Source organism: Deltaproteobacteria bacterium (assembly GCA_020848905.1).
Taxonomy (GTDB): domain Bacteria; phylum Myxococcota_A; class Polyangia.
In genome coordinates this window covers 15,352-40,582 of the sequence record JADLHG010000073.1, presented here as the reverse complement: position 1 = coordinate 40,582, position 25,231 = coordinate 15,352, and the positions used below count along the sequence as shown (strand labels likewise).

Here is a 25,231-nt window from a genome sequence, read left to right as displayed (position 1 = left end):
GTCGTCGTCGGGGTCAGTGCCGTTCGGGAGGCCATCCCTGTCGCTGTCCACGACGAGGAGCGGGTCGGGGACCATGGAGCCGCTCAGGCCGAGGCGCACGAGCCAGGCGACGAGGTGGTCGTGGCAGCGGAGCGGCGGCAGGGCCTTCTCGGCGGCCACGAGGTCGGCCTTGGTGGTGGGGCTGAGCAGGCCGTCGGGCTCGAGGTCGAGGGCGATGCGGTTGAGCAGGAGCTGGAGGGCGGCCACGCCGCCGCCGGCATCGGAGGCGATCTTGGCCAGGATGCAGCTCGTGACGAGCAGGTAGGCCGCGTCGCCGGAGCTGCCGACGAGCAGGTCCACCTGCTCCGCGTGCTGGGCCTGCGTGCCCGCGGGGTGGAAGATGCCGAGCGCGGCGATCGTCTCGCGCTCGGCCTGGGCCACGGCCGCGGCGGGGGTCGCGCCGGCGCGCATGAGCGAAAGCGCGCGCCTCTCAGCGAGGTGCGTGAGGGTGTTGACGTAGCGCTTGTCGGTCGGCCCGCTCGGGGCGGTGAGCACGCCGCGGAGCGTGAGCGCGGCGACGGAGAGCGAGCCGGTCCACTCGTCGAGGAAGAAGCCGACGGCCTCGGCGCGCAAGAGGCTCGCGCCGGGCACGGTCACGTCGAAGCGGCCGAAGTCATCGGTAGTGGTGGTGGGGTAGATCTGGCCGGTCGGGTTACCTTGGCCGTCGAGCAGGGCCAGGCTGACCGTCGAGCCGAGCGAGAACGGCCCCTTCTGCACGCTCCCCGAGACCCGCGTGAAGCCCGCGGCGTCGGGGGGGCGTGCATCGGGCACGCGGGCATCGGGGACGCGAGCATCGGGCACACGGGCATCGGGCACGCGCGCATCGGGGACACGGGCGTCGGGCACGCGGGCATCGGGCACCTGCGCATCGGGCATTCGGGCATCGCCCGCGCCGCGGTCCGGCGTGCGGCCGTCGGCCGGTTGCGCATCGGGGACTCCGCTATCGGGGGCACCGACATCCCCCGGGCGAGCATCGGTACGCGCCGCATCGGCCGACGCATCCTGCAGCGGTCCTCCGTCGGCGGGAAGCTGCTCCGCGCCGCAGGAGATGGCCAGACTGACCCATACCAGCGCGCCGACGCGTCGCATCGACCCTGTCCGTCGCTCCGCCGAACCGTTCATGAGGGCCTCCCCTAGATCGGCGTTCTGCACGTCGCCTGACGCCGCCCTGTGCCTCACCCTCCAGACGCACCGCCCCCTCAGATCCTGACAGACGAGTCGTAGGGAACTCTGGACGCCTGACATCGCCTGGCCTGATCGCAGGCAAGAGCCCCCCGAGAATCGAAGGGGGTGTCCCAAGATCCGTGGCCGATCGGTTCGCGATGCCGCCGCGCCCAGCTCAAGCGTTGGGAGATCAACGGACCGCAAGGCAGCAGGGCTTGGTGCGGTTCTTGATACGCAAGCGCCCGCACTCAATGACAGGCCTCGAGCCAACGGTCGGCGCTTCCGACCGCGTGGACCGGTCTGGCCTCGAGCGCGAACGACAACGTCGCGCCGCGCGACACGTGCGGGAAGAACGCCCGCGGACGGAGGAGGAGAGATGTTCATGGGACGCCTGGCAAGGGGATCGGTGACCGCGTTCTTGGCCACGGCCCTGCTGGCCCTTCCGGCGCTGGCCGGGAAGGTGACGGTCACGAACGGCCCGGGCTACGTCGAGAAGCGCTGGTCCGAGCGCGTGGACGGCAAGAACGTGAAGTTCCTCGAGCGGACCTTCGCCTACGGCGGAGATGGCCTGCGATCTGCCAAGTACTGGCGCTCGGCCGGCTCGAAGACCGTGCGCGTGGAGCTACAGTCGTCGGTTCCCGGCTTCACCACGACCGGGACGATCTGGAAGGGCAAGGGAGGCGTGACCTTTTTCCGCCGCACCGAGATCGCCGAGGGGCAGGCCGACCCGCAGCTCCTCGTCTTCGGGCCCAAGCGCACCTACGCCAAGGGCCACTTCCACGTGCCGAACATCCTCAACGAGGACCGGCAGTGGGTCGTGGGGGCGAACGGTAACTGGCTCGGCGTGGGCAAGACCACGCTGCCCGACGGCCAGAAGATCGTCCACCGCAACGGCGGCCAGGCCGACAGCTTCATGCGCATGATCCTCCAGGTGCCGAACTTCTAGGCCCACCGCGCGAACCGCAAGGTCCCCGCGAGGTAGTCCTTGCCGACGCGAACGACGTCGAAGCTGCGCCTATGCGTTCGCGCCCGTGACCAGGACGCGCGACAGGTCGCCCCGCGCGAGGTCGTTCTTCGGCACCAGCAGGTAGATCCAGTTTGTCCCCCACGAGAAGCCGGCGGCGTTGTCGAAGGTCAGCCGTACCAGCATCTCGTAGTCGGAGGCGTCGCCGCTGCAATCGGGCGGGGGATCGAACCCGTAGGGTTCGTCCAGGCCCCCACTCGGCCAGCCCAAGATCGTGTGGAACTCCTCCCGCGCGTCGTCGTTGAACCCGGCAGGCTCCCAGTCGTTCCAGAAATCCCAGAGGCTGAGACCCGTCTCTCGGTGGATGGCGTCCAGCTCGCCCTTGGGCGGCAGCAGGGAAAACCAGTCGCGGTCGTTGTGTGGCAACGACCAGCCGCCTTTGAATTCGTGTCGCGTTTCCCACTTTGCCACCGACGACACCGTGGGCGTGATGGCCTTGGAGAGGTCTGGCGCGGGAAACCAGCGCACGCGGAATCCGGCGGATCCTGGCAGGTCGCTGCTGTCCAGGCGCAGGAGCCCGGCCAGTGGAGAGTGTGGCAGGTGCTTGGCGGCCTCCGCCAGGTCGACCTGTCCGAGGAAACGCCAACCGAGCCAGTCCTCGTCGTCCTCGGCATAGGGCACGCCGCCGAACTTGCTCGCCGTAGCCGGCAGTTGCGGCGCTGTTGGATTCCGCCCCAGCAGTGTCCCAACCCAGCCGTGCCGCAGTGGCGTGTCCGCCACGCGGTGGCTCCGGAAGTACACGCACGGGCGTCTCCGCTCCCGGGCCAGGGCCTCCAGCCGGTCGGCGAGTCCTGCACCGTGCGCATCGAGAGCTGCTCTCACCTCGCCTGGCAAGCTGAGGGCCGGTGGTTCCATCCAGCAGGATTACCAGAATGACGGCTCACCGTCATGGCGTTGCCCCCAAGTGGTCTCTGAGGGCCGGGCAGGAGGGCGGCCGGTGCGCTGCAGGGCTTCAGTTGTTACTGACGGAGATCGTGGTGCTCTTCGTGTAGAGCTCGTTCTCGGACGCCGCGGGCGGACAGAGTCCGCTGCTATCCGAGAGCGTGGCGCTCAGCCCGACCGTGGTGCAGAAGAGGTTGTCGGGCGGATCGACGGTGCAGGTCGCACCGGGGGCGCAGCCGGCCAGCGACCACGTGATCGTGTAGCTTCCGTTGCCTCCCGATGGATTCGCCTGATAGGTCGCCGCGTCGCTCGTCAGGTTCGCGGCGCAGGTGAGGGGCGTCGCGAGCGGCGTCAGGTTGATGGCCAGCGGCGCCAGCGGGGTCACCGTGGCCTGCCCGCTCGCCGTGCAGAGGAGATCCGAGCGCGCGTCGGTGACGGTGATCGAGGCCGTGTACGTCGTGCCCGGTGAGCCCACGGCCACGCTGCCGCTCTTGGTGCTCGAGGTGCCGGGGGTGGTGTTGCCGGGGAAGCTCCAGGCGTAGCTCACGCTGCCGCTCCCGCCCGTGACCGTGGCGTCGTAGGTGTACGAGCTGGCGCAGGTGGCGGCGAGGATCGGCTGCACCGAGAGCGGGGGATAGGCTGCGACCGGCGCCGTGGTGACCGTGTCCGCGCAGCTATTGCCGGGGTCGGAGACCACCACCGTACCGGTGAAGGTGCCGCCGCTCGCGGGGCTGAAGCTCCCGCTGCAGAGCGCGGAGCTGCCGACCGTGTTGCCGCCGCTGTCTTTGAAGGTCCAGCTACAGCTCGGGTTCTGCAGGGGCTGCCCGTCGATCCCCGTGGCCGACGCGCTGAAGGAGAAGCTCTTCGCGCAGCTCGGGCTCAGCGAGGCCTGGGCGTCCACCGTGCCGAAGCTGAACTCCTCGGGGCCAAAGAAATCCTTCAGGTCGGGGGACGTGCCGCCCGAGCCCGAGGAGCGTGTGATCACCGTGCCGAAGAACGTGGCGCCGCAGATCGAGCCGCCGGTGAAGAGCGACGTCCGGACCGCGGCCTCGGCGAAGAGCTCGTGGGTCAGGTCCCCGTTTGCCGCCAGCGCCTGCTTGGCCACCCCCGCGCTCCCCCAGGTTCCCGGGGAGATGTTGGACAGGTTCACCGCCACCGCGGCGATGGCGGAGGCCTGCTCCTCCCAGAGCGAGGTGTCGCTGAAGTCGATGGCCGCGACAGCGTCGAGGGTCGCGTTCTTCTTCGCCGAGAAGACGCGCAGGAGCGGACTCGCGCTCGGCTGGAAGTGTCCACCGAGCAGCACGTCGTTCTGGCTGATTTCGTACTCCAGATAGGATTCGCCGCTCTTGCACGGCGAGATGGGCCCCTTGAGCTTCGGGGTCTTCTTCGTCATCAGCCAGTAGTAGCCCGCGTCGCCGTTGTTGTTGGCCCGCTGCACGGCGAAGTAGGCGAAGTCCTGGTTGTTCGCGAGGCCGACGTAGGTCAGGTCCATCTTGCTCAGCACCTGGGAGGTGCCGACGCAGCCGATCGACCGTGGGAACGAGGTCGTGTCGGGGTCCGTGATGTCGAGGAAGCGATGTCCCGTCGTGGGGACGAGGGTCCAGTCGGTCCACGTCGGAACCGTGGCCGGATCGAGCGGCAGGGGTTTCTGGTTCGTGCCATTCAAGATCAGGTTCGCGTCACCTCCGTTGGTGGTCTGGTCGATTTCGATGAACTGGCCGATGTACGTGTTCACCAGGGCCTCGGCCTTGCTCCCGATCGGCACCTGCGGGTCAGGCTTCGCCGCCGGCCCGCAGCCCACGAGCAAGGCCACGCTCACGAGGAATCCACTGAGACGCATGACACCTCCCTCCTTTCCCTCCCAACACGCCGCCCACGAGGCCAGCGCCTCACGCGCTGCCCCAGTAAGGCGCTCACTGCGTCCGTATATAGAGGACGAATGGCACCGTCCCGGCGCCTGTCAAGCGTGCGAGTGGCAGGTCCGCGGGATTGGTAGGAGAGTGGTGCAGGAGCGGAGGCTCGAGATCCCTGTCCGAGGCACGGCGCCCTCGGGCCTCAGAGCGGCAGCGGGCTCGCCCCGACGCGGCGGGTCTCGGCGCGCATCAGCTCTTCCAGCGCGCGGAAGGCTTCCTCCGGCAGCGGCGAGCTCGGCGGCGCGGCCAGGCGCTTCTTCACCTCGGCCTGCGCTCGCTGGTGCGCGTAGAGCGCCCCGTCTCCCTCCCAGTCGCCGTAGGTGCGGCGCTCGACGAGCGTCGAGGGGATCATCAGCTCCTGGCGCCAGTGCTTGCGGGTGTGCGGGTGCGAGAGGAACTCCTGCGCCTTGACCACCTCGCCGATCAGGGCCACCGCGTCCCCGGGCCGCGTCTCGAGGCCGCGCACCAGGCGCAGCGCCGCGGTGCACGCGTCGTGGTCGAGGAGCAGCTTCTCGAAGGACTGGCAGTTCTCGAAGTCCAGCATTCCGGGGCCTGAGACCATGTTGATCCCGGCCAGCGCGGCCAGCACGGCTCCCATCCCCGTCTCGAAGCCCGCCTGGTAGTCGGGGCACTTGGAGTCCGACAGCGCCATATAGGCGTGGATCGGCAGGCCGAGGTGCTTGCCCACCTGCGCGTAGGCCACGTCGATCATCATCGTCTCGATCGCCCCCATGGGGGTCGTGCCCTGGCGCATGTCGAAGGCCGCGGGCGAGCCGCCGTAGATCACCGGCGAGCCGCGCCCCGCGAGCTGGTGGATCACGATCCCCGAGAGGTTCTCCGCGCAGTGCTGCACCACGGCCTCGCGCAGCGTGACGGGCGAGGTGGCGCCGGTCATGGGCACAGAGACCAGCTCGGCCGGGATGCGGGCGCGCGCGCAGTCCATCAGCGCCTGACAGGTCAGGTCGCTCCAGCGGAGCGGCGGGCTCGGACAGCAGTCGAAGATCGCGAGCGGCTTCTCGCGCAGCGCCCCCTCACCGCCGCGCACGGCGGAGAGCATGGCGTGCATCACGGCGAAGCCGTCCTTCACAAAGGTTCCGGTGACGACCGGCTTCCGGCCGTGGATCAGCGCCAGACAGAGCCGGTAGCGGTCCCCGAGCTCGGCCGGCGCGTCGCCCGGGACGAGAGACGTCGACTGCGCCGCGTACCCCGGCAGGCCGTCCACCAGCCGGGCCACGGCGATCAGGTCCTGCGAGGTCACGTCCCGGTGTCGGCCGCGCTCGGCGTCGAAGATGTGGATTGCCGACGAGCCGGGGTCGAAGTGGACGTTGTCTCCGCCGAGGTCGAGGGCCAGCTTGCCCTCCCGGTCGAAGACCTGGACCCGCGACGGGACGCTCTCGAGGCTCGTACGCGTGAGGCGCTCGGGGAGGCGGAGGCGCCCGTCGGCCTCGCTCGCTCCCGCGGCCAGGAGCAGCTCGCGCGCGTCGGCGTTTTCCACCAGTACGCCCGCGGTTTCGAGGACGCGACAGGCCTCGCCGACGATGCGTTCCACGTCCTCGGCGGGCAGGAGCTTGAGAGAGGGGCGTAGGGTCATTGCGGTTCACTCCTGGGCTTTCGTCGATAGCGGCAGGTCACGAGGCCGCAGCGCTCGCACCCCGAGAGGCCGGGGGCGGGGATCCCGCGCGCGCCGAGCCACATGGCAAAGGAGACCGATTTGCGCGGCTGCATGAGCATCGAGGGGAGGAGCGAGACGCCCACCTCCTGGCTCGGGAGCAGCGCGAAGAGGGACGTCTGGGCGGCGAGCGGCCAGTCGCCGTAGCCGGGGCTCAGGCGGCACCCGGCGGCGGGGGCGTCGGTCTCGCCACCGGCGCTGATGATCGCGCTCAGCCGGTCCGCGGCCTCCTCGGCGGCGGCGCTCCCCATCGCGTCGAGGAGCAGCGCGCGCGTCAGGTCTCCCGCGTCGGCGAGCTCGGCCACGCGGCCCTCTAGCTCGGCTCCCGCGGTGACGAGGCCCACGGTCAGCGCCTGCGCCTCGACGGGCGGCAGCCGCACCTCGGTGGCGCGCGACTTGGGAAGGCGCAGGTAGGTCCCGCGGGCCCGCACGAGACCGCGCGCCTCGGTGAACGCGCTCTCGAGGAGCGTCCCGATCCGGCGCGGCGGCTCGCGCTCCTCGGGGTAGCCGAGCAGCCGCAGCACCTCCTCGCGCCGCAGCGTGACCGCGAGCGGGATGATCGTTCCCGGCTTCATGCGGAGGTTCCGCCTCGCAGCCGTGCGGCGAGCGCGGCGATGTGGGCCGGCCCCGTGCCGCAGCAGCCGCCCAGCACGCGGGCCCCGAGCGCGGCGATGTGGGCCAGGTCCTCGGCGAAGGCCTCGGGGGATTGGTCGTAGTGCACGTGCGTCCCTTCGAGGCGCGGCAGCCCGGCGTTGGGCTGAAAGACGAGCGGCACCGTGGCGGCGGCCAGCGCCTCCTCGGCCAGGGCCCGCATGTCCGGGCTCGTGAGGGTGCAGTTCGCCCCCACCACCGCGGCCCCCGCGTCGGCGAGCGCGCGCAGCGAGGCGGCGAGCGGGTCGCCCATGATGGTGTAGAAGCCGCGCTTCCTCCGCTCGAAGGTCATCGAGACCATCACCGGCACGCCTGGGGCCTGCTCGAGCACCGCCTCGAGCGCCGTGCGCGCCTCGACGAGGTCGCTCATCGTCTCGAGGTGGAAGGCGTCGGGGCCGGGCGACGCCAGCGCCCGGGCCTGCTCGGCGAAGGCGGCCCGCCACGCGGCAGGGTCCGCGTGTCCGACGGGCGGGCGGTATTCGCCGCTCGGCCCGACGTCGGCCACGACGAAGCGTGGCCCCGCGGCGCGCGCCAGCTCCACGGCGCGGCGATTCAGCTCGGCGAGCGAGGCCCCGAGCTCGAAGCGCGCGAGGCGCAGCGCGTTGCCGCCGAAGGTGTTGGTCTGCACGGCGTCGCTGCCGGCGGCGACGTAGGCGCGGTGCACCCGCGTCACCCGTTCGGGGTGCGAAACGTTCCACGCCTCGGGGGCGGCGCCGCTCTCCAGCCCTTCCGCGATCAGCATCGAGCCCAGCCCGCCGTCGAGGAGCAGCGGGGTCGCACCGGAGGTCACGCGGTCCAGGAAGGCGCTCACCGGGACACCGCTCCTGCGACGAGCTCCCGGGTCACCGTCACCGCGCGCATCGCGTTCTCCGCGTAGGCCGCGCCGATCTCGCTGGCCCAGGCGGGGGTCGTCGGCGAGCCGCCCACGATCACGCGCGTCGTCTTCGGCAGGTCGCTCGCTGCTACGGCCTCGACGAGCGTCTTCTGCCAAGTCATCGTGGTGGTGAGCAGCGCCGAGGCCCCCACGACGTTCGCCCCGACCTCGCGCGCCTTCGCGACAAAGGCCTCCACCGGCACGTCGGTGCCGAGATCGAAGACCTCGAAGCCGTTCGCGGCCAGCAGCGTTCCGACGAGTGTCTTGCCGATGTCGTGGAGGTCCCCCTGCACCGTGCCGATGACCACGCGGCCGAGCGCCTGCTCCGACCCGCGCCGCAGCGCCAGTGCGGGCCGGATCACCGCCATGGCGGCCTTCATCGCCTCGGCCCCCTGCACGAGCTCGGGCAGAAAGTACTCGCCCTCTTCCCAGAGCTCGCCCACCCGCCGGATCCCGGCCGCGAAGCCGTCCTCCACCGCGGGCAGCAGGTCCGCGCCGCTCGCGACCACCGCCTCGGCGAGGGCGCGCGCGGCGTCGACGTCCCCGTCGATCACGGCCTGTTTCATCTCATCGTGGCTGGGCGTGGACATCTCCAGTTCTCCTTACTCGGATGGGGCAGGGTCGGGCTCGAGGTTCTCGCAGCGCTCCGGGGTCTCTGCCGGGCGACGCTTGCGCCAGTAGAGGTAGACCGGTATGCCCGTGGCCACCAGCCCGAACCCGGCCAGGCTCTCCCACGGGCGGTCGACGAGGCCGTTCACCAGCGCGAGCCCGGTCCCCGCGATGTAGACCAGCGGCGTCACCGGGTAACCCCAGACCCGATAGGGTCGGTGCGCTCCGGGGTACTTCGCGCGCAGGACGTACACGGCGGCGCCGGTCGCGACGTAGAAGGCCATCGCCGCCGACATGGCGAAGGTGAAGAGCTGATCGTACTTCCCCGACAGCGCGAGGAGCACGGACCAGATCCCCTGCGCCCAGATGGCCGCGGCCGGCGTGCCGCGCGTCGGGCTCACCTTGGCCAGGGCGGGCAGAAAGACCCCGTCCCGCGCCATGGCGAAGTAGGCCCGCGGGCCGGTGAGGATCATCGCGTTCATGCTGCTGAAGGTGGAGGCGAGCACGACGAGGACGAGCACCACCGCCCCTCGCGGACCGAGGAGGGAGGTGGTCGTCACCTCCGCCACGCGCACCGTGTCGGTGAGGCGCGCGATCGGGATCACCGCCACGTAGACGTAGTTCACGAGCACGTAGAGGCCCGATACGAGGAGCGTGCCGATGAGCAGCGAGAGGGGGAGGTTGCGCCGCGGATTCTTCACCTCGCCCGCGGCGAAGGTGATGCAGCTCCAACCGTCGAAGGCCCAGAGCACGGCGATGAGCGCCACGCCGAGGTGACTGAGCGGCGGGATCCCCGCGGAGCCCGGAGCAGCGATGCCTCCCGCGCCTAGGGAAAGGCCCTTCTGCTGCACCACGACGGTGCCCACGAGCCCGAGCCCGAGGATGGCCACGATCTTCGCCGCGCTGAAGACGTTCTGCAGGCGCGCGCTCTCGCGCACCCCGCGCGCGTTGAGCCACGTGAGCAGCAGCACCGAGGCGACCGAGCTCGCGACCTTCGGCAGACTCGGAAAGAAGTATCCCAGGTACTCGGCGAAGCCGGCCGAGACGGCGGCCACCGAGCCCGAGTAGATCACCATCAGGCAGGCCCAGCCGAAGAGAAAGGCCGGGAGCTTGCCGAAGGCCTCGCGCAGAAAGACGTACTGGCCGCCCGCGGTGGGCATCATTGCGCCGAGCTCGGCGAAGGTGAGCGCCCCCGCGAGGCAGACCAGCCCCCCCGCGGCCCACACCGCCAGGATCCACCCCGGGTGCGGCAACGATCGGGCGATCCCCCCCGTGGTGAGGAAGATCCCCGACCCGATGACCATCCCGACGACGATCATCACCGAGTCGAAGAGCGAGAGCTGCCGCGTGAGCGCGGACTCCTCCGAGAAGACGCCTCGTTCGGTCGGTGTTCCCATCCCGGCCTCCACCTTAGCCCACCTTGTTGTCCGTGACTCGCGCGGCGCCCCTCATCCCGGCCGCAGCCAGCGCGCGTAGGTTTCCTTCAAGAGCGTCTGAAAATGGTGGACGCCCTGCTCCATTTCTACCGAGAAGCGGCCCTGGTCGTAGGCCCGCGACCCGAGCCCGCGCTGCACGTGCTCGCAGATCAGGCGGTCTTCGGCCTGCACCTCGTCGCTGTAGGCCAGGTCCCCGGCGATGCGCTCGGCCTGGCCGGGCCCCGTCGGGTCGTCGTAGTAGGTCCAGAAGATGACCTTGCACCGGTCGTGCGCGACGGGCACGACCAGGTTCACCTGCAGCCGGTCCCCGAGGAGGTTGAGCATCAGGTTGGGCCAGATCCAGTAGTAGAAGGCCTCGCCCCCCGCTCCTTGCGTGTAGACGTCGTCCTTGCCGGCGCGGATCGGGCTCTTCTGCAGCGAGTAGCTCGGGTAGAGCTCCGTCACGTACTCCTGCACGTCGAGGAGCTGGTTCAGAGCCGGGTGCACGAGGGGGACGTGGTACCCCTCGAGGTAGTTCTCCACGTAGACCTTCCAGTTCGCCTGCACGTCGTAGTCCACGCGCCGCGCGAAGCGCTTCGTCCCGATCCGGTTCGGGCGGAGCTGCTCGACGATGCCGCCGAGCCGCGTCTCGAGCGTCTCGGTGCTGCGCGACAGGTTCACGAAGACCAGCCCCTCCCAGAGGGCGACCTGGATCGGCACGAGCCCGTAGTCCTTGCGGTCGAAGAGCTCCACCGCGTTCCACTTCGGGATGCCGCGGAGCGACCCGTCGGTGAGGTAGGTCCAGCCGTGGTACTTGCACTGCAGCGCCTTCACGCAGCCGGCGTGATCGAGGGCCAGCGGTCCGCCCCGGTGCCGGCACACGTTGTAGAAGGCGCGCAGCAGGCCGTCGCGATCGCGGAGCACGATCACGGGCTCGTCGGCCACGGTGCAGGTGAAGTACTGCCCCGGCTCGTCGAGCTGCGCGGCGTAGCCCACGCTCTGCCAGGTGGCGGCGAAGATCGCCTCGCGGTCCAGCTCGTGAAAGCGCGGGTCGATGAACCAGGCCGAGGGATTCGTCACCGCCTGGGTCAGCGGCAGCGTGCGCAGGGTCTCGGGGGTCAGATCCGCAAAGAGCGTCTTGGAGAGGGTGGGCTTCATCGGCGCTCCGAGGTGGCGGTCGGGGTCCGGGCTAGCGAGGCGCCTTGGGCCGCGCCGCTTCGACGATCCGCTCGACCTGGCGCTTGCCGCGCGCCTGCCAGAGCGCCAGGTACTGCCCGCGATTCAGCTCGACCGCGCTCTGCCGGTCGGCGGGGATGTACTGGTACGTGGACTCGTCGTGGTTCGGAGCGGCGCCGAAGGCTTCCTTGCCCCGCCCACGGTACTTGATCGATAGCTGGGCCACCACGTAGCCGCCGCCCGGGAGCTCGCGGCCCTGGTAGCCCTTCTCGGTCGCGTCCACCACGCCCCAGTCGCGCTGCACGGCGCTCAGGCGCTTCGCGCCGAGCTGGACCGCGGTGGTCTTGGTGCCCGTGATCCCCCACGACTCGCGGAAGTCGAGCTCCGCCTGCCCGCGCTTGAAGCGGTAGGTCCAGCGCCCGCCGCCAAAGCTGGAAAAGATCTCGCGGAGGATCTGTTGCACCTCGGCCTGAGGCGTGGGGCGCGGCTCGATGACGTGGTCCGTACGACGCGCGGCGAAGCGCAGCTCCCACGCGGGGGGCTGAAAGCTCGGTAGGGCGACCAACCCGGCGAGCTGGATCAGGTTGCCGTGGATCGCGTCGTGGGCCTGGCGCAGGCCGCGCGCGTGTTGCTCGCGGGCCTCGCGCTCGTTCCACGGCACGTTGTCGGTGCTGAACATCCCGCTGTGGAAGAACCACTCCCCCTGGTCGAAGGCCTCGCCGATCACCGCGAGCTGCGGGGCGGCGAGCTGATGCACGAGAGAGGTGACTCGTGGCGTCTGCGCGCGGCGGACGCCCTCTTCGCCGTAGCGCGCGAAGAGCTGGCGGAGGTAGGCGACGGGGGTCAGACCCTCGGAGCTGCCGGCGCTGGAGGCGGCTTTGGCGCCCATCGCCGGGCCGGCCCCGAGGAGCAGGCTGCAGAGGAGCGTCAGGCCACGGAGGGTACGGACTTCGGACGTGCGAAGCATGGCTCGGATCTCCGGGATGACGGGTCGCCCGGGGACCTTTGCAAGCTGCGGACCGGAACGGCTCCTTCGTCGGGGCTCGTTATTATTGGAGGTTACCCGGTCCGGGCGGGCCATGCGGTGCCACGGCAGGCTCCAGGCGACAGCCGTTGCCGCCAGGCGGGCCCGCAGTTTGCCGTGCGGCGGGCCCGGAGCGCTTCTGGAAATCGGTCGATCGGCGGGCCCGGAGGCCACCTTCCGTTCGCGCGGCGCGCAGCGGCTCGGGCTCGCCCTGGGCGCCCAACGGTGCACTTACGCAAGGTTCGCCGCCAGGCGGGTCGCGTCGGCATCGGCACGGCGGTTGCTATGAGGCATCCCAAAGTCGACGAACCTTCGTTTAGGGAGTGGACCATGAGCCATCTCGGATGGATGCGTGCGGTGCTGCTGTCCTCGGCGCTGCTCGGCTGCGGCGGGCCCCGCGGGGCGGCCGGGGAGTCGGAGCGCCGCGCCTCGAGCCTCGAGAGCTGCTCGAAGATCGCCTTCCCCCTCGACGCGTACTACGCCGCGCAGCAGGCGGAGACCTGGCGCTGCGCCGACGGAAACGGCGTCGCCAAGGCCGGCGGGGTGGCGTGCACCAAAGCGGGCGCTCTCACGCAAGGAGCCGTCATCTATCGCTACGCGCCGCTCGCCCCGATCGTGGCGAGCCTCCTGGACGTGCAGGGCTGCACCCTCGGCGCGAAGCTCGAGTACTACGGCCTCATCGATCCGGTGAAGAACCTGCCGGGCGACACCGCGGCCTTCAACAGCGTCGTGACGGAGCTGCAGGCGGCCCTGCCCAAGACCGGTTCCGCGGACTGCCCGTCGGGCGTCTTCTGGGCGGCGAACGTGCCGGGCAGTGGTGGCGCGGTGGAGCGCTTCGTCTGCGCGGACCACTTCTCGGCCAGCGTGGTGACGCCGCAGCCCGCGTCGGCCTTCGACCCGGGGTGCGTGGCCAAGTTCCAGACCTTCACGCAGAACACGGACTACAACCAGCGCTGGGAGCTCCCGGTGAACGTCCGCACCTGCTACCGGAACTGGCTCGGGAAGATGACCTGTCCCATAGCAGGCTTCGTCTACTACGGGCAGGGCGTTACGACCTACGGGACGTTGCCGGTGCTCGGCTTCGGCACCACCGCCGAGACGCTCACCCAGCAGGACTGTACCCTCGGCGCGAAGCTCGAGGCCTTCGGGCTCGTGCCGAAGGCGAAGAACCTGCCGGCCGACGCGTCCGTCTTCAACGCCACCGTCACCGAGGTACTCGCGGGCCTCAACTCCGCCTCGGGGAATGCCTGCTCCGGCGGCGCGGGGTGGAAGGTGGTGAACACGCCCTGGGTCGTCGGCGGCAAGACCCTCGAGGGCTTCGTCTGCGCGGACTTCTTCTCGGGCGCCGAGCCCGCCGCCGACGGTGGCGAGGCGGCGCCGCTGCCCCCGGCCGACCTCACCGTCGGTCAGGTCACGGTTTCGTTCGCCTCCGGCGCGTGCGGCGAGATGTGGCCCACCTTCACCAACACGGGCACGACCAAGACCGAGGTGGAGGTCTCCTGGATCGAGGAGAAGAAGCCCAGCTGGCCCGGCGTGCGCTGCACCCTGCCCATCGGGGCGGGCAAGGCTGTGACCGACTGCGAGGTGACCGATGTGAAGGGCGGCGGCCTGCGGACCCTGACCTTCACCGCGACGACGAAGGACGCCACCGCGACCACCAAGGTCGGGATGCTCTGCGCGAACTGAGGGCCAGCCGCGCTCCTCAGATCTCGAGCCCGCCCGCAGGCCGCCCCGCGGGCGGATTGGGCTTGGTGGGCAACGGCTGCCCCTTGAAGCGTGGGTCGATGCGCACCACGAAGCCCTTGGCCCCCATCGCCTCGGCCAGGCTGCGCTCCCCGGTGAAGGTGATGATCGCCACGTCTCCTCCGCTCGCCCCGACGAGCTTCTTCACCGCGTCCACGATCTCGGTCTTCTGCACCGCGCCCCCGGCGAAGCACGGATAGAAGGCCGGGACGAAGACCACCCACATCCCGAGCGTCACCCAGGCTAGCGGCATCTGCGGGTAGCAGAGGTACTTGCGCCAGCGCGTGCGGTAGTCGGGAAAGGCTCCACTGGCCTGCGCGAGGTCGAACTTGCCCAGGATCTGGTGACCGTAGCCCGAAGCCACGCCGAGCACGTGGTCCTTGTAGGTCAGCCCCACCGGCAGCGAGTCCACGAGCACGCGCACGTGGGCGGGCCCCGGGCTTGGATCTCGCGCTGCCTGGCGAAAGCGGTCGGTGATGGCCTGGTCGCGCGCCAGGTCGAACTCGCCGGTGGAGCGGAAGTTCGTGCGGAAGTGCGTCGAGGCGCAGCCGGTGGCGAGCACGACCGGCAGGAGCAGGCACAGGGTTGCGGCGGATCTCACGGGGACGGCCTCCTGGTTCGGAACAGCGGTCCGACCCATGCGGGTCTCGCAGAGAATCGGCGCCGCCGTCAAGAGGGGCCGCCGTCAGGAGGCGCGTCGCAGGAAATCTTCGCCGCCCCGGCGGGGCGGGGCCTGCTGCGCGGTTCTCAAGCCAGCCCGAGCAGGCGCGAGAGAAGGAGCACCGCGCCCGGAATGATGACCAGACCGACGAGGTCCAGCACCGCTCCGTGCCGCAGCATGGCGGTGATCGGGACGCAGCCCGAGCCGTAGACGATCGCGTTCGGGGCGGTCGAGACGGGGAGGAGAAAGGCCATGCTGGCGGTCAGCGCCGAGCTGACGGCCGGAGCCACGGGGCTGATCCCCGCCGCCTTGGCCGCGGCGATGGCCAGCGGACAGACCATGGTCGTGGCCGCCACGTTGGAGGTGGTTTCGGTCAGCGCCATGGCGGTCGCTCCGAAAAGATACGAGAGCGCCGCCGGAGAGCGGGCGTGCGTGAGCCCCACGATGGCCTGGCCCACGTACTTCGAGAGCCCCGTCTTGAACATCGCGTCCCCGAGCGAGAGTCCGCCGCCGAAGAGGAGCAGCGTGCCCCAGTCGATGCGGGCCGCGTTGTTCCAGGTCATCGTGTACTGCCGCTGCCGCCAGTCCACGGGCAGCACGAAGAGCAGGAGCGCGCCGAGGAGCGCGACGACTCCCTCGGGCAGATAGCGCTGCGTCGTGCGGTAGAGCGGCGCGTCCGTGCCGAGGAAGAGGGCCAGGAGCCCCGGCAAGACCCAGAGCGCGACCGTGACGAGGAAGGCGATGAGCACGTTGCGCTGCGCGCTGGTCCAGGGGCCGAGGGCGCGGCGCTCTTCGGCCACATGCGACGTGCTGCCGGGAATCTGCTCGGATTCTGGGGGGAGCGCGAGGCGCAGGTAGACGAGGAGCGTGGCCAGCATGACGAGCATGATCGGTGTGGCCATCACCATCCACTGGAAGAACGAGATGCGGATGCCGGCGAGCGACTCGAGCTGGCCGATGGCCACGAGATTCGGCGGCGTGCCGACGGGCGTCGCGATGCCGCCGATCGAGGCGCCGTAGGCCACCACCAGCATCAGCGCCGTGCCGTAGCGCAGCCGCGAGAGGTCCACGGTTCGCCCCTCGGCGCTCGAGAGGAGCTGCGAGAGGGCCGAGAGGATGCTCATCCCGATGGGGTACATCATGGCGGCGGTCGCGGTGTTCGAGAGCCAGGCCGACATGCCGGCGGTGATGAGACCGAAGACGACGAAGATGCGCGTGCTGGTGGCCGAGACGGCCGGGCGGGCCAGGATGGCGAAGGCGAAGCGTCGGTCGAGGCGTGTGGCGTACATGGCCTCGGCCAGGATGAAGCTGCCGAGGAAGAGAAAGATGATCGGGTCGCCGAAGGGAGCGAAGGTCTCGGCGGCCTTGCCGACGCCGGTCACGACGCAGAGGCTCGGGCCGAGGAGCGCCGTGATGGGCAGCGGCACGGCCTCGGTGGCCCACCAGATGAGGACCCACGCCAGCACCGCGGCCAGGCGCGCCGCGGGGAGCGGCAGGCTGGCGGGCGGGAGCAGCACGAGGAGGGCGAAGGCGAGCGGACCCAGGAAGAGGCCCAGGGTGCGGCGAACGTATTCGAAGCGGATCTCGGCCGGCGAGAAAGTCTCGCGCGCCTCGAAGAGATCCTGGTAGCGCTTACGGTCGGACATGGGGGCGCCTCCGCGCGCGGCCACTCTACGCGAGAGGCGAGGAGGGCGTCGAGCGGGCGCTTACGGGCAGGTGCAGTTCATCTTGGCTAATAGGCAGAGCTTCTCCGTGCTCAACCACTTCGCCGGGAGCGGGCTAGGTACCGGGCATTGGTTGCCGGTGGCGATCACCTTGTCGTAGCGCCAGTCGGTGACAGAGGCGTAGCCGACGTAGCGGGAGCCATTCCAGAGCGTAGCGAAGCGGTGCAGGCGTACCGTCTGGCGGTACGCGGTCCAGAAACGGTTCTGTGGCACCACGACGGTCGGGCTCGTCCCGGTTGTCGTGGAAGAGACCTTGGCGCTCACGTCGAGGCCAAAGACCGTGGAGAGGTTCAGGCTGGCGCTGGGGTTGGCGCAGCCCGGCGCGCTGATGACGACCTCGCGCGCATGCTCCTCGGCCCGATCCTCGGTGTAGGCCACTGGTTTTCCGTCCCCGAGGCGGCACCCGGTCACCGCGACCGCATCCCGAATCTCCCCGACGATCGCCACGCCATCGTACTCGCCTCTCGACGGACAGCCGCTTCCGCCCTCGACGCACTTGCCGCGCACGCACGTCGTCGATGGGCCGCAGGTTTGGCTGGTTTGCCAACGTTGGTCGCGCCCGCAGGTCTGGGCTGCTTCGCCCGCGCAACGCAAAGCGCCCACGAGGTCGCAAGGGCAACCGGCTCCACCACCCTGGTCCCTCGACGCTCCTCCTGCGTCGGTCGTCGCGCGGCGCTCGCACAGGCTCTGCGCGTTGCAGACGAGCTGCGCGTAGCAGGTCCCGTTGGCGAAGCACGGCTCGCCTTCGTTGCCCTCGCCGGCGGGGGTCGTGCTCGTGCATCCGCAGGCGAGCGAGAGCAAGACGACCATCGATCCCCACGCTGACGGGCGGCGGCGCGTCATCGTCCGTCGCCGAGGCGCAGCTCGATCATCTGGAAGTGGACGGCCTTGGGGCTCAGGCGGCCCGAGGCCGCGCGGTCGAAAAGGTCGGCGCGCAGCACGGGGTACGAGCCCGCGTCGGCCGTGTAGAACAGGAGCTGGAGCTTGTAGTAGTCGGCGGCGGCGAGCCCCGCTGCTGCGGCTGCGCCCTCGAGCTCGCGCACCGCGCCGGTGAAGCTCTGGCTCCCCTTGGCCAGCCGGCCGAGCGTGTGGTTCTCCACGAGCGAGCGGGCCAGCTTGATCTCCGCCGGGCTGCAGCCGAGCTGCCAGAGGACCGGCGTCATGGCGGCGAGGCTGTGCTCCTCGTGGGGCACGAGCTGCTTCGCGGCCTCGGTGCGGCTCAGGAGCCCGCGTCCGATCTGGGTGAGCAGCGAGCGCGCTTGCTCGAGCGTGCGCGGCTTGCCCACGTCGTGCAGGGCGAGGGCGAGGGCCAGGACGCGGCGCGGGTTGATCTCGGGGTGGCGCGCGGCGAGGCCGGTCAGATCGACGTGGGGCAGTTGCTCGGTGAGCACGCCGAAGGCCTTCTCCGTGTGCTCGCGCACCGTGTAGCCCTCCCAGGTGCCCGAGCGGCGATCCAGCGCCTGCGTCGCCTGCGGGAAGTGGCGGGCGAGGTAGCCCAGCACCGCGGTCCCGTCGAGCTGCCGGGCCGCGAAGAGAGCGTGCAGCTCGGCGTGCCCGGCGCGCCGGCTCTCGCTCGCCTGTGGGCCCGCCAGGCCACGCACCTCGCCGCTGACGGCGTCGTAGGTGAAGGCGGTCGCGCGGGCGGTCCCGACGGAGGGCGCGCGGCGGCCGGGGCGCGAGGATTCGCGCACCCGCACCAGCGCCTGGTTCAGCACCGAGCCGGGACTGCGGTCGGTGACCACGAGCTGCGGCGCCCCGACGAGCGGCGCGAACGAGGCCGCGGGGTAGTCCGGGTCTTCCTGCCACCCGCCGAAGATGAGTCCCGTCGCATTGCGCACGTCCTGCAGCGCGCTCGCCTCGGCGCTCCCCCGCCTCGCCCACGAGAGCTGGGGCGCCACGGTCCGGATGCCGCGACGGTCCACCTCGTCCTTGGGCAGGAGGATCTCGACGATCGTGTCGCGCAGCGACACCTCGGTGCTCGGGGCGCGCAGCATGAATTCCGCCGCCTGCTCGAGGCCGCAGCCCACGAACTTCCTCGCCGAGGCGAGCTCGGTGAAGAGGTAGAAGCCGTCACCGAACTGCCAGGTCTGGTTGGAGGTGGCCCAGCGCGAGGCCTTGCTCGTGTCCTGGTAGGCCGCCGCGCGCTTCGCCGAGCAGACCCGGTAGGTCACGTAGTACTTGCGGCCGGCGACCGTGGTCACCCGCAGGCCCGGGGCGCTGACGGCCGGTCGGTTGGCCGTCGGCTGAGCGGCGTGCCCGAGCGGGGACCCGAGGGCGAGCAGGGACGCGAGGGCGAGCAGGGCGGCCGCTAGACTGGCCAGGGAGCGACGGCGGGGCACGGGGATCCTCCACATCTCGACGGTGGAAAGTGCAACGGCCAGGCCAGTGGTCATGGCGGGACAAGTACGCGAAGATGCGACGGTTGGAGATCGGTCGGGCCCCCGCAGGCCGTGAATGGAGCCGCCGCGGGGCGTTCGATTCTCGGTGACGGTGTGCTGGGCTCGAGCGCCCGCCGCCCAGCGGTCGGCTGCCTCGCCGCTACCGGACGCAGCGCAGGTAGAGCTTCGTGGCCTTGCTCTGGGTGTTGCTGTTGCCGTGGTAGAAGTCGACCTGCCAGCCGGAGCCTGGCGTGCCGGCGGAGGGCGTCGCGCTCCAGAAGCGGTCTTCGAGCGGACTCTGGGGGCGGGGGAAGGCGGCGGGGTCGAGCGCCCAGTTGTAACGGCTCCGGTCCACGAGCGACTCGAGCTCGGAGATCGACGGCATTCGCCACCCGGTACCCTCGGTCGACAGCTTTCCACAGGCCGCCGCGGCGTCGCTCCAGGCGACGAGCTGGGCGCTCGGATGCCGCTGCCAGGTGAGCTTGGTCACCCCGTCGTGCACCGTCTCGGCGGTCACCGTGTAGCGGCCCGGGGGCGCGTCCGTGCGTCCGTCTCTAGCGAGCCAGCCGAGCGCGACGACGCCGAGCACCACGGCGACGGAGCGGCGAGCTCGCCTCTTCATCGCACGCACCTCACACGACTCGGGTGGTTGACATCGTTCGGGCTGGTCACGCCGTAGAGAAATCCCACGATCCACCCGTACCCGGCGTCGCGCGCTACCGGCGTCGCGCTCCAGCTCCAGTTGTCATCGACCGTCGAGGGCGTTTCCGGAAAGACCGTGCTGTCGATGGCCGGGTTCGTGTTGGCGCGCTCCACGATGGAGAGGAGCTCGACCGTCGTCGGCACGCGCCAGTCGTCGTGGCCGGCGAGGCGCAGTCCGGCGCAGTAGTCCTTGGCCTGCTGGAGTGTGAACGTGCCGCCCGGCACCGCGCGCTGCCAGACCAGGCAGGTATGGGTGTCCACGACGGCGTCGTCCGTCGTGGCGTAGGAGGTGGCTGGGGTCGGGATGGGTTTCGGCACCCAGGCCATCCACTCGGCAGGCGCCGGCCGCGCACCTCCCGCGCAGGTGCAGCCGCTGGCTTCCGCCACGCAGAGCCCCGCGCAGGCCCGCCTTCCGAGGCCGCACCTGCCGCCGTCGGCTCCCGCGTCGGCGAGGCGCTGGTCCGCCGCGGCATCATGCGTCCGTGCGTCGACGGGAGGCGCGCCGGTGTCGGGAACTGTCGGGGAGGGGGCCTTGGCACAACCCGCGACGGAGAGCGCGGTGAAGGCCGCGAGGGCGAGGAGGGGCGGCACGAGTCTACGCGTCATCCGGTCACCATCATCAGAGCGGCGCGAGCATGCCACGATTCCTCGGTCAGCGCGTCAGCTCGAGCACCAGGCCCGGCGCCTCGCCCCTGAATCCGGCCCGCTCGAGGAGCGGTCGCAGCGCCGAGAGCAGCGCGGGCTCGCCGTCTACCTCGTCCACCCGGATCGAAAGCCTTCGTCGCTCGCGCGCCACCGTGCGGAGGCCGTCGCGAAAGGCCGCGAGGAGCGTCGCCTCGCCCTCGCCGGCAAAGGTCGAGACGCGACGACCGCTCCCCGAGACCACGAGCGCCGGTCGTCCTCCGAGGAGCACGAGCTGCGTACCGGCTCGCCTAGCGGGGCCGGCGAGCTCGGGGCGCCGCAGCTCGGGCCACGCCAGCAGGCTCCCGTAGGGACACGCGGGGTCCGAGGTGCCGAGGAGGGTCAGCTCTTCGTCGCCGCCATCGCGCGCCTCGCGCAGGCCATCGATCGCGCCGGGCAGCGCGTACTGCAGCCCTCCTGCGCCCTCCACGAAGTAGCCGCGTCGCACGCGACCGTGCGCTTCGAGCTCGCGCAGGATCGGGGCGAGACGCGCGAAGCCCCCCTCGAGCCCCTCGGCCGCGACCACGCCCGGCGTGACCAGGCCGTAGCGCTCGAGCAGAAGCTCGGTCCAGGCCAGAGCTCGCGCGGTGGGCGGCGTCTCCGGGCTGGCGAGCGAGGCCACGGTAGACCAGCGCCCGGAGGTGGTCTGCACGCCCGACGGCGCACGGCGGGGACGGCCGCCTCGCCGCAGTCGCGCAGCCGAAGCGCGGCGGATGGTCCCGAGGTGTTCGGCGAGCGGGGCGAAGGTGTCATTCGTTACCAGGCCGGCGAAGACGAGCTCCCAGAGCGCCTGGTGGAGCTCGGCCGGGGGGACCTCGGGGAGCGCCTGGCGCAGCGCCACGGCGAAGGAGGCGCCGTGGGAAGCGAGGAATACGAGGATGTGTTCATGAATCGGCGTTCTATATTCCGCCGGGAGTTCCGTCGCCGCCGGCTCGAGGAGCTCGCGGGCCCGCTCCCGGCGAAAGAGGCGGACCCGACCGTCTCGCCGTCCCAGGGCGCCGGCGCCCACCCAGACGAGCTCTCCCGCGGCCCCGAGCTCGTCGAGCTGAGCCGGGCGAAAGCCAGCCACGCGCGCCGGAAGGACGCGGCCGAGGAGCTCCGAGAGGGGCAAGGCGAGTCCTTCCAGCTGGGTCACCGCGCGTCGCAGCGCGGGGAGGCCGCCGGCGGGACTATCGAGCCCCTGCCACCGCGGGAGGAAGCGCGCGACCGCCTCGGGGCCGACCGGCGCGACCGCGTTTCGGAGCCGCGCCAGCGATCGCCTGCGGAGCAGCGGCAGGACCTCGACGTGACACCATTCCGGCGCGGTGCCTCCCGGAAGCAGCTCGGCGTGGACAAGCTCCCCGCGGGCGACGAGGGCGCGCAGGAGCGCCTCCACCGCGGCGACGGGGAGGGCGTAGCGGTCGGCGAGCGTCGCGGCGTGGAAGGGACCGCGGCGTCGCGCCTGGCGTAGGAGGAGCCCCTCGAGCGCCTCGGGGACGGGTTCGAGGAGCGCGGCGGGAAGCTCGCCCGGCAGGGTCACGCCGAGCCCGTCGCGATAGCGCGCGGCGTCCTCCACCGCCACAAAGCGAGCGTCCCCTCCAATAGGGAGCGCGAGGGCGCGGCCGTCGACCCGGAGGTCCTCGAGCCAGGGGCGGGGGTCTTCGCTCGTACGGGCCTCGACCTCCGCGAGCGATAGATCTCCCACCTGTCGCAGCAGATCGTGCAGCTCGTCGGCGGTACGAGCGCGCCGCTCGGAGCTCAGACGCTGGAGCTCCTCCTCCACCTCGCCCACCGCCTGGCCGTCGAGCAGGTCGCGTAGCGCCTCCTCTCCGAGGAGCTCGCGCAGGAGCGTGCGGTCAAGGGTCAAGGCCTGCGCCCTGCGCTCCGCCGCGGGAGCGTCTCCCTCGTAGAGGTAAGCCGCCACGAAGGCGAAGACGAGGCCGCGGGCGAAGGGAGAGGGCGTGCGCGTCTCGACCTCCTCGAGCCGCACCTTCCGGGAGCGGATCGCGCCGAGGAGCTCGAGAAGGGCCGGCAGGTCGAAGACCTCCTTCAGGCACTCGCGGTAGGTCTCGAGGACGATCGGGAAGCGAGGATGCTTGAGCGCGACGCCGAGCAGCTCCCGCGCGCGCTGTCGCTGGGACCAGAGAGGGGCCCGCTGTCCGGCGCGTCTGCGCGGGAGGAGTAGCGAGCGGGCGGCGTTCTCGCGAAAATGGGCGGCGAAGAGCGGCGCGTGTCGCAGCTGTTCGACGAGCAGCGGCTCCACCTCCTCGGGAGAGAGGACGAGGTCGTCCGCCCCGGGGAGCGCCTCGGGCTCGGCCCCCGAGAAGCGCAGGACGATCCCGTTGTCCGTGTAGACCGACTCGACCGAGAAGCCGGCACGGTGCGACAGGCGGGCTTCGAGCAGCAGGGCCCACGGCGCGTGGAGGCGCGCCCCGAAGGGAGAGAGGATGCAGAGGCGGAAGTCGCCGAGCTCGTCGCGAAAGCGCTCCACGGTGATCGCGCGATCGGTGGGCAGGGTGCCCGTGGCCTCCTTCTGCTCGGCCAGGTACGCGAGCAAGCGGTCGGCAGCCGACAGGTCCAGGCGGTGGCGCTCGACGAGCCGGGCTCGCGCCTTCGCGGGTGGCAGCGCGGCCAGCTCGCGGACGAAGGCGCCGATGGCGCGTCCGAGCTCGACGGGGCGACCCGGTCCCTCGCCCTTCCAGAAGGGCATCTTCCCGGGCTCGCCGGGGGCGGGGCGCACGATGACCTCGTCGCGCTGGATGGCCTCGATGCGCCAGCTCGAGGCGCCGAGGAGAAAGACCTCGCCGACGCGGGACTCGTAGACCATCTCCTCGTCCAGCTCGCCGACGCGCGGGCCCCCCTCCCCGAGGCGCACCGCGTACAGACCGCGGTCCACGATCGTCCCGGCGTTCACGAGGCTGATCGTGCGCGCCCCGGGGCGAGCGGTGAGCTCGTCGCGTCGCCGGTCCCAGACGAGGCGCGGTCGCAGGTCGGCGAACGCGTCCGACGGATAGCGCCCGGCGAGCATCTCCAGCACGGCGTCCAGCGCGTCGCGGGAGAGCCCGCGAAAGCTCGCGGCGCGCGTGACCACCCGCAGGAGGTCGCTCGCTCGCCAGGGCTCGACCGTCACCATCCCCACCACCTGCTGCGCCAGCACGTCCAGGGTGCGGTCCGGTACCTGGAGCTCTTCGATGGCGCCGCTGAGGGTGCGCTCCGCCACGACCGCGGTGTTCAGGAGGTCCCCCGGGCTCTTGGCGAAGACCAGCCCGCGACTCGTCTCGCCGACGGAGTGGCCCGCGCGACCGAGGCGCTGCAGGGCCTGCGTCACGGCGGCGGGAGCCTCGACCTGGATCACCAGATCGACGGCGCCCATGTCGATCCCGAGCTCCAGCGAGCTCGTGGCTACCATGCCGCGGAGCGCGCCGGTCTTCAGGGCCTCCTCCGCGACGCGGCGCTGCTCGCGGGCCAGGCTCCCGTGGTGCGCGAGCACGAGCTCCTCGCCGGCGAGCTCGTTCAGGGCCCGCGCGACCCGCTCGGCCACGCGCCGGCTGTTCACGAAGACGATCGTGCTCCGGTGCGCGCGGATCTCCGCCAGAAGCTCGGGGATCAGGATGGGCCAGACGCCCGCTTGCGGCGTGGGCTCGGCCTGCGGCAGGCGCACCGCCAGCTCGAGGCGCGGGCGTTCGGCGGCGTCCACGACCGTGACGGGCCGGTCCCCGCCGAGGTAGGCCGCGACGCGTTCGAGGGGACGCATGGTGGCCGACAGGCCGATGCGCTGCGGGTCGCGGGCGGTGAGGCAGGCCAGTCGCTCGAGCGAGAGCGCGAGATGCACGCCACGTTTCGACGGGGCGAGCGCGTGGATCTCGTCCACTACCACCGTTTCGACGGTGCGCAGCGTCTCGCGCGCGGCGGAGCCGAGGATGAGGAAGAGGGACTCGGGCGTGGTGATGAGCACCTCGCCGGGCGCGCGAGCCTGGCGCCGGCGCTCGCTGGCCGACGTGTCACCCGTGCGCACGTCCAGCTCCACGTCGCGGCAGGTCAGGCCCTCGTGGGTCGCCAGGCGCCGGATCCCCTCGAGGGGCGCGCGCAGGTTGCGCTCCATGTCGGCCGCCAGGGCCTTGAGCGGCGAGAGATAGAGGACGCGGACCCCCGGGTGAGCGGGCCGGGGCGCGCGGATCAGCCGGTCCAGGCAGGCGAGGAGCGCGGCGAGCGTCTTGCCCGTGCCGGTGGGGGCGACGAGCAGGGCGTGCTCGCCTCGGGCGAGGACGGGCCAGCCGAGCTCCTGCACGCGAGTGGGCGCGCCGAGCGTCTCGGCGAACCAGCGGCGCGTGGCCTCGCCGAAGCCCGGCAGGGCCTGCTCATGCGTCGGCGGATTGGACGAGGCTCGGGGGCGGCGCGGCATGCGAGACGTAGTATGCCCCGGAGCTTCGTGGAACGGGGGAGAGCGTGCGTCGCCACGCGGCGCGGAGCAGCGCAGCGGCTCGGGCTGGCGCTTGGGCTAGTGCGGGTGCTCGGCCCAGTGGGTGGCCCCGCTCCAGTCCACGAGGATGACCGGCTCGTTGCCGACGACCCAGGCGTCGTGTCCGGCCGGGAGCGACGTCACCTGTCCGGGTTTGGCGTCGAACTCGGTACCGTCCGCCATCTTCACGTGGAGCGTCCCGGCGATGTGATACTGGAAGTGCGGCGCCTCGCACCACTCCGTGTGCGCGAGGGGCTTGATGTGTTCCGACCAGCGCCAGCCGGGCTCCAGCACGGCCCGCCCTACGACGCCGCCGCCGATGCGGACCAGCTCCATCCGGCCCTTCTCGAAGGTACGGACCTCGTCCGGCTTGAAGAGGCTCTTCTGCTCTGCAGTCCCCATGACCCACCTCCTTCCCCAATTCATAAATGTGGGAGCGGTATGAGGCCGCGGCCATAGGCCAA

At 71.2% G+C, this 25,231-nt stretch carries 20 protein-coding genes; 2 read left to right on the top strand and 18 right to left on the bottom strand.

All coding sequences use genetic code 11. The features are described 5' to 3' along the window. Nucleotides 1-1,128 (bottom strand): hypothetical protein (locus tag IT371_29855; protein ID MCC6751896.1); only part of this gene is annotated, 1,128 nt, incomplete at its 3' end. Between the two features lie 457 nt (nt 1,129-1,585). On the opposite strand from IT371_29855, the gene IT371_29850 reads away from it, so the two are divergent. Next, nucleotides 1,586-2,149: a hypothetical protein gene (locus tag IT371_29850; GenBank protein MCC6751895.1), complete on the top strand. Its 564-nt coding sequence runs from the start codon at nt 1,586-1,588 to the stop codon at nt 2,147-2,149. A gap of 69 nt (nt 2,150-2,218) precedes the next feature. Here the strand turns inward: IT371_29850 and IT371_29845 are convergent, their stop codons facing one another. The 9 genes from IT371_29845 to IT371_29805 all read right to left on the bottom strand — a co-directional run bounded on the left by IT371_29845 (nt 2,219) and on the right by IT371_29805 (nt 12,383). Continuing rightward, nucleotides 2,219-2,947 carry a DUF1963 domain-containing protein gene (locus tag IT371_29845; GenBank protein ID MCC6751894.1) on the bottom strand — a complete coding sequence of 243 codons (729 nt, stop codon included), beginning with the start codon at nt 2,945-2,947 and terminating at the stop codon, nt 2,219-2,221. Between the two features lie 232 nt (nt 2,948-3,179). Then, the gene (locus tag IT371_29840; GenBank protein MCC6751893.1) at nt 3,180-4,949 is read right to left on the bottom strand and encodes a hypothetical protein; all 1,770 of its coding nucleotides are present in this window, start codon (nt 4,947-4,949) and stop codon (nt 3,180-3,182) included. A 215-nt stretch (nt 4,950-5,164) separates the two neighbouring features. Further along, entirely contained in the window at nt 5,165-6,613 is a 1,449-nt protein-coding gene (locus tag IT371_29835; GenBank protein MCC6751892.1) for a trimethylamine methyltransferase family protein, read from the bottom strand. After that, complete coding sequence (locus tag IT371_29830; GenBank protein MCC6751891.1) at nt 6,610-7,266, bottom strand: hypothetical protein; 657 nt, start codon at nt 7,264-7,266, stop codon at nt 6,610-6,612. Before IT371_29830 ends, IT371_29835 begins: the two co-directional genes overlap by 4 nt. Next, a complete protein-coding gene (locus IT371_29825) occupies nt 7,263-8,153 on the bottom strand; it encodes a homocysteine S-methyltransferase family protein (protein ID MCC6751890.1) in 891 nt (296 codons plus the stop codon). Before IT371_29825 ends, IT371_29830 begins: the two co-directional genes overlap by 4 nt. After that, on the bottom strand, nt 8,150-8,806 hold the full coding sequence (locus tag IT371_29820; protein ID MCC6751889.1) for a cobalamin-dependent protein: 657 nt from the start codon (nt 8,804-8,806) through the stop codon (nt 8,150-8,152). Before IT371_29820 ends, IT371_29825 begins: the two co-directional genes overlap by 4 nt. Nucleotides 8,807-8,818: 12 nt before the next feature. After that, nucleotides 8,819-10,222, bottom strand: a complete 1,404-nt coding sequence (locus IT371_29815) for an amino acid permease (protein ID MCC6751888.1) — start codon at nt 10,220-10,222, stop codon at nt 8,819-8,821. A 51-nt stretch (nt 10,223-10,273) separates the two neighbouring features. Further along, nucleotides 10,274-11,398 (bottom strand): aromatic ring-hydroxylating dioxygenase subunit alpha, encoded by a 1,125-nt coding sequence (locus IT371_29810; GenBank protein MCC6751887.1) that lies wholly within the window; start codon nt 11,396-11,398, stop codon nt 10,274-10,276. Nucleotides 11,399-11,429: 31 nt separating this feature from the next. Beyond that, on the bottom strand, nt 11,430-12,383 hold the full coding sequence (locus IT371_29805) for a hypothetical protein (GenBank protein MCC6751886.1): 954 nt from the start codon (nt 12,381-12,383) through the stop codon (nt 11,430-11,432). Nucleotides 12,384-12,770: 387 nt separating this feature from the next. Here IT371_29805 and IT371_29800 point away from each other — a divergent pair, with 387 nt between their 5' ends. Continuing rightward, nucleotides 12,771-14,126 (top strand): hypothetical protein, encoded by a 1,356-nt coding sequence (locus tag IT371_29800; GenBank protein ID MCC6751885.1) that lies wholly within the window; start codon nt 12,771-12,773, stop codon nt 14,124-14,126. A 16-nt stretch (nt 14,127-14,142) separates the two neighbouring features. Here IT371_29800 and IT371_29795 read toward each other — a convergent pair whose 3' ends face one another. The 8 genes from IT371_29795 to IT371_29760 all read right to left on the bottom strand — a co-directional run bounded on the left by IT371_29795 (nt 14,143) and on the right by IT371_29760 (nt 25,169). After that, nucleotides 14,143-14,784, bottom strand: coding sequence for a hypothetical protein (locus tag IT371_29795; protein ID MCC6751884.1), 642 nt, complete (start codon nt 14,782-14,784; stop codon nt 14,143-14,145). Nucleotides 14,785-14,930: 146 nt separating this feature from the next. Next, on the bottom strand, nt 14,931-16,490 hold the full coding sequence (locus IT371_29790; GenBank protein ID MCC6751883.1) for an SLC13/DASS family transporter: 1,560 nt from the start codon (nt 16,488-16,490) through the stop codon (nt 14,931-14,933). 60 nt (nt 16,491-16,550) lie between these two features. Beyond that, nucleotides 16,551-17,075: a hypothetical protein gene (locus tag IT371_29785; protein ID MCC6751882.1), complete on the bottom strand. Its 525-nt coding sequence runs from the start codon at nt 17,073-17,075 to the stop codon at nt 16,551-16,553. Nucleotides 17,076-17,407: 332 nt separating this feature from the next. Continuing rightward, nucleotides 17,408-18,907 (bottom strand): hypothetical protein, encoded by a 1,500-nt coding sequence (locus IT371_29780; GenBank protein MCC6751881.1) that lies wholly within the window; start codon nt 18,905-18,907, stop codon nt 17,408-17,410. Nucleotides 18,908-19,106: 199 nt separating this feature from the next. Next, complete coding sequence (locus tag IT371_29775) at nt 19,107-19,568, bottom strand: DUF1566 domain-containing protein (protein MCC6751880.1); 462 nt, start codon at nt 19,566-19,568, stop codon at nt 19,107-19,109. Further along, nucleotides 19,565-20,254, bottom strand: coding sequence for a DUF1566 domain-containing protein (locus IT371_29770; protein MCC6751879.1), 690 nt, complete (start codon nt 20,252-20,254; stop codon nt 19,565-19,567). The genes IT371_29775 and IT371_29770 overlap by 4 nt, the downstream gene beginning before the upstream one ends. A gap of 46 nt (nt 20,255-20,300) precedes the next feature. Beyond that, nucleotides 20,301-24,710: a DEAD/DEAH box helicase gene (locus IT371_29765; protein ID MCC6751878.1), complete on the bottom strand. Its 4,410-nt coding sequence runs from the start codon at nt 24,708-24,710 to the stop codon at nt 20,301-20,303. A 96-nt stretch (nt 24,711-24,806) separates the two neighbouring features. Continuing rightward, nucleotides 24,807-25,169 carry a cupin domain-containing protein gene (locus IT371_29760; protein ID MCC6751877.1) on the bottom strand — a complete coding sequence of 121 codons (363 nt, stop codon included), beginning with the start codon at nt 25,167-25,169 and terminating at the stop codon, nt 24,807-24,809. Between the last annotated feature and the right edge of the window lie 62 nt (nt 25,170-25,231).

Bases quoted from the DNA above. Each gene is read 5' to 3' on its own strand.
- IT371_29850 (MCC6751895.1), top strand. From the start codon at position 1,586: ATGGGACGCCTGGCAAGGGGATCGGTGACCGCGTTCTTGGCCACGGCC.
- IT371_29840 (MCC6751893.1), bottom strand. From the start codon at position 4,949: ATGCGTCTCAGTGGATTCCTCGTGAGCGTGGCCTTGCTCGTGGGCTGC.
- IT371_29835 (MCC6751892.1), bottom strand. From the start codon at position 6,613: ATGACCCTACGCCCCTCTCTCAAGCTCCTGCCCGCCGAGGACGTGGAA.
- IT371_29830 (MCC6751891.1), bottom strand. From the start codon at position 7,266: ATGAAGCCGGGAACGATCATCCCGCTCGCGGTCACGCTGCGGCGCGAG.
- IT371_29820 (MCC6751889.1), bottom strand. From the start codon at position 8,806: ATGTCCACGCCCAGCCACGATGAGATGAAACAGGCCGTGATCGACGGG.
- IT371_29815 (MCC6751888.1), bottom strand. From the start codon at position 10,222: ATGGGAACACCGACCGAACGAGGCGTCTTCTCGGAGGAGTCCGCGCTC.
- IT371_29810 (MCC6751887.1), bottom strand. From the start codon at position 11,398: ATGAAGCCCACCCTCTCCAAGACGCTCTTTGCGGATCTGACCCCCGAG.
- IT371_29805 (MCC6751886.1), bottom strand. From the start codon at position 12,383: ATGCTTCGCACGTCCGAAGTCCGTACCCTCCGTGGCCTGACGCTCCTC.
- IT371_29800 (MCC6751885.1), top strand. From the start codon at position 12,771: ATGAGCCATCTCGGATGGATGCGTGCGGTGCTGCTGTCCTCGGCGCTG.
- IT371_29790 (MCC6751883.1), bottom strand. From the start codon at position 16,490: ATGTCCGACCGTAAGCGCTACCAGGATCTCTTCGAGGCGCGCGAGACT.
- IT371_29775 (MCC6751880.1), bottom strand. From the start codon at position 19,568: ATGAAGAGGCGAGCTCGCCGCTCCGTCGCCGTGGTGCTCGGCGTCGTC.
- IT371_29770 (MCC6751879.1), bottom strand. From the start codon at position 20,254: ATGACGCGTAGACTCGTGCCGCCCCTCCTCGCCCTCGCGGCCTTCACC.
- IT371_29765 (MCC6751878.1), bottom strand. From the start codon at position 24,710: ATGCCGCGCCGCCCCCGAGCCTCGTCCAATCCGCCGACGCATGAGCAG.
- IT371_29760 (MCC6751877.1), bottom strand. From the start codon at position 25,169: ATGGGGACTGCAGAGCAGAAGAGCCTCTTCAAGCCGGACGAGGTCCGT.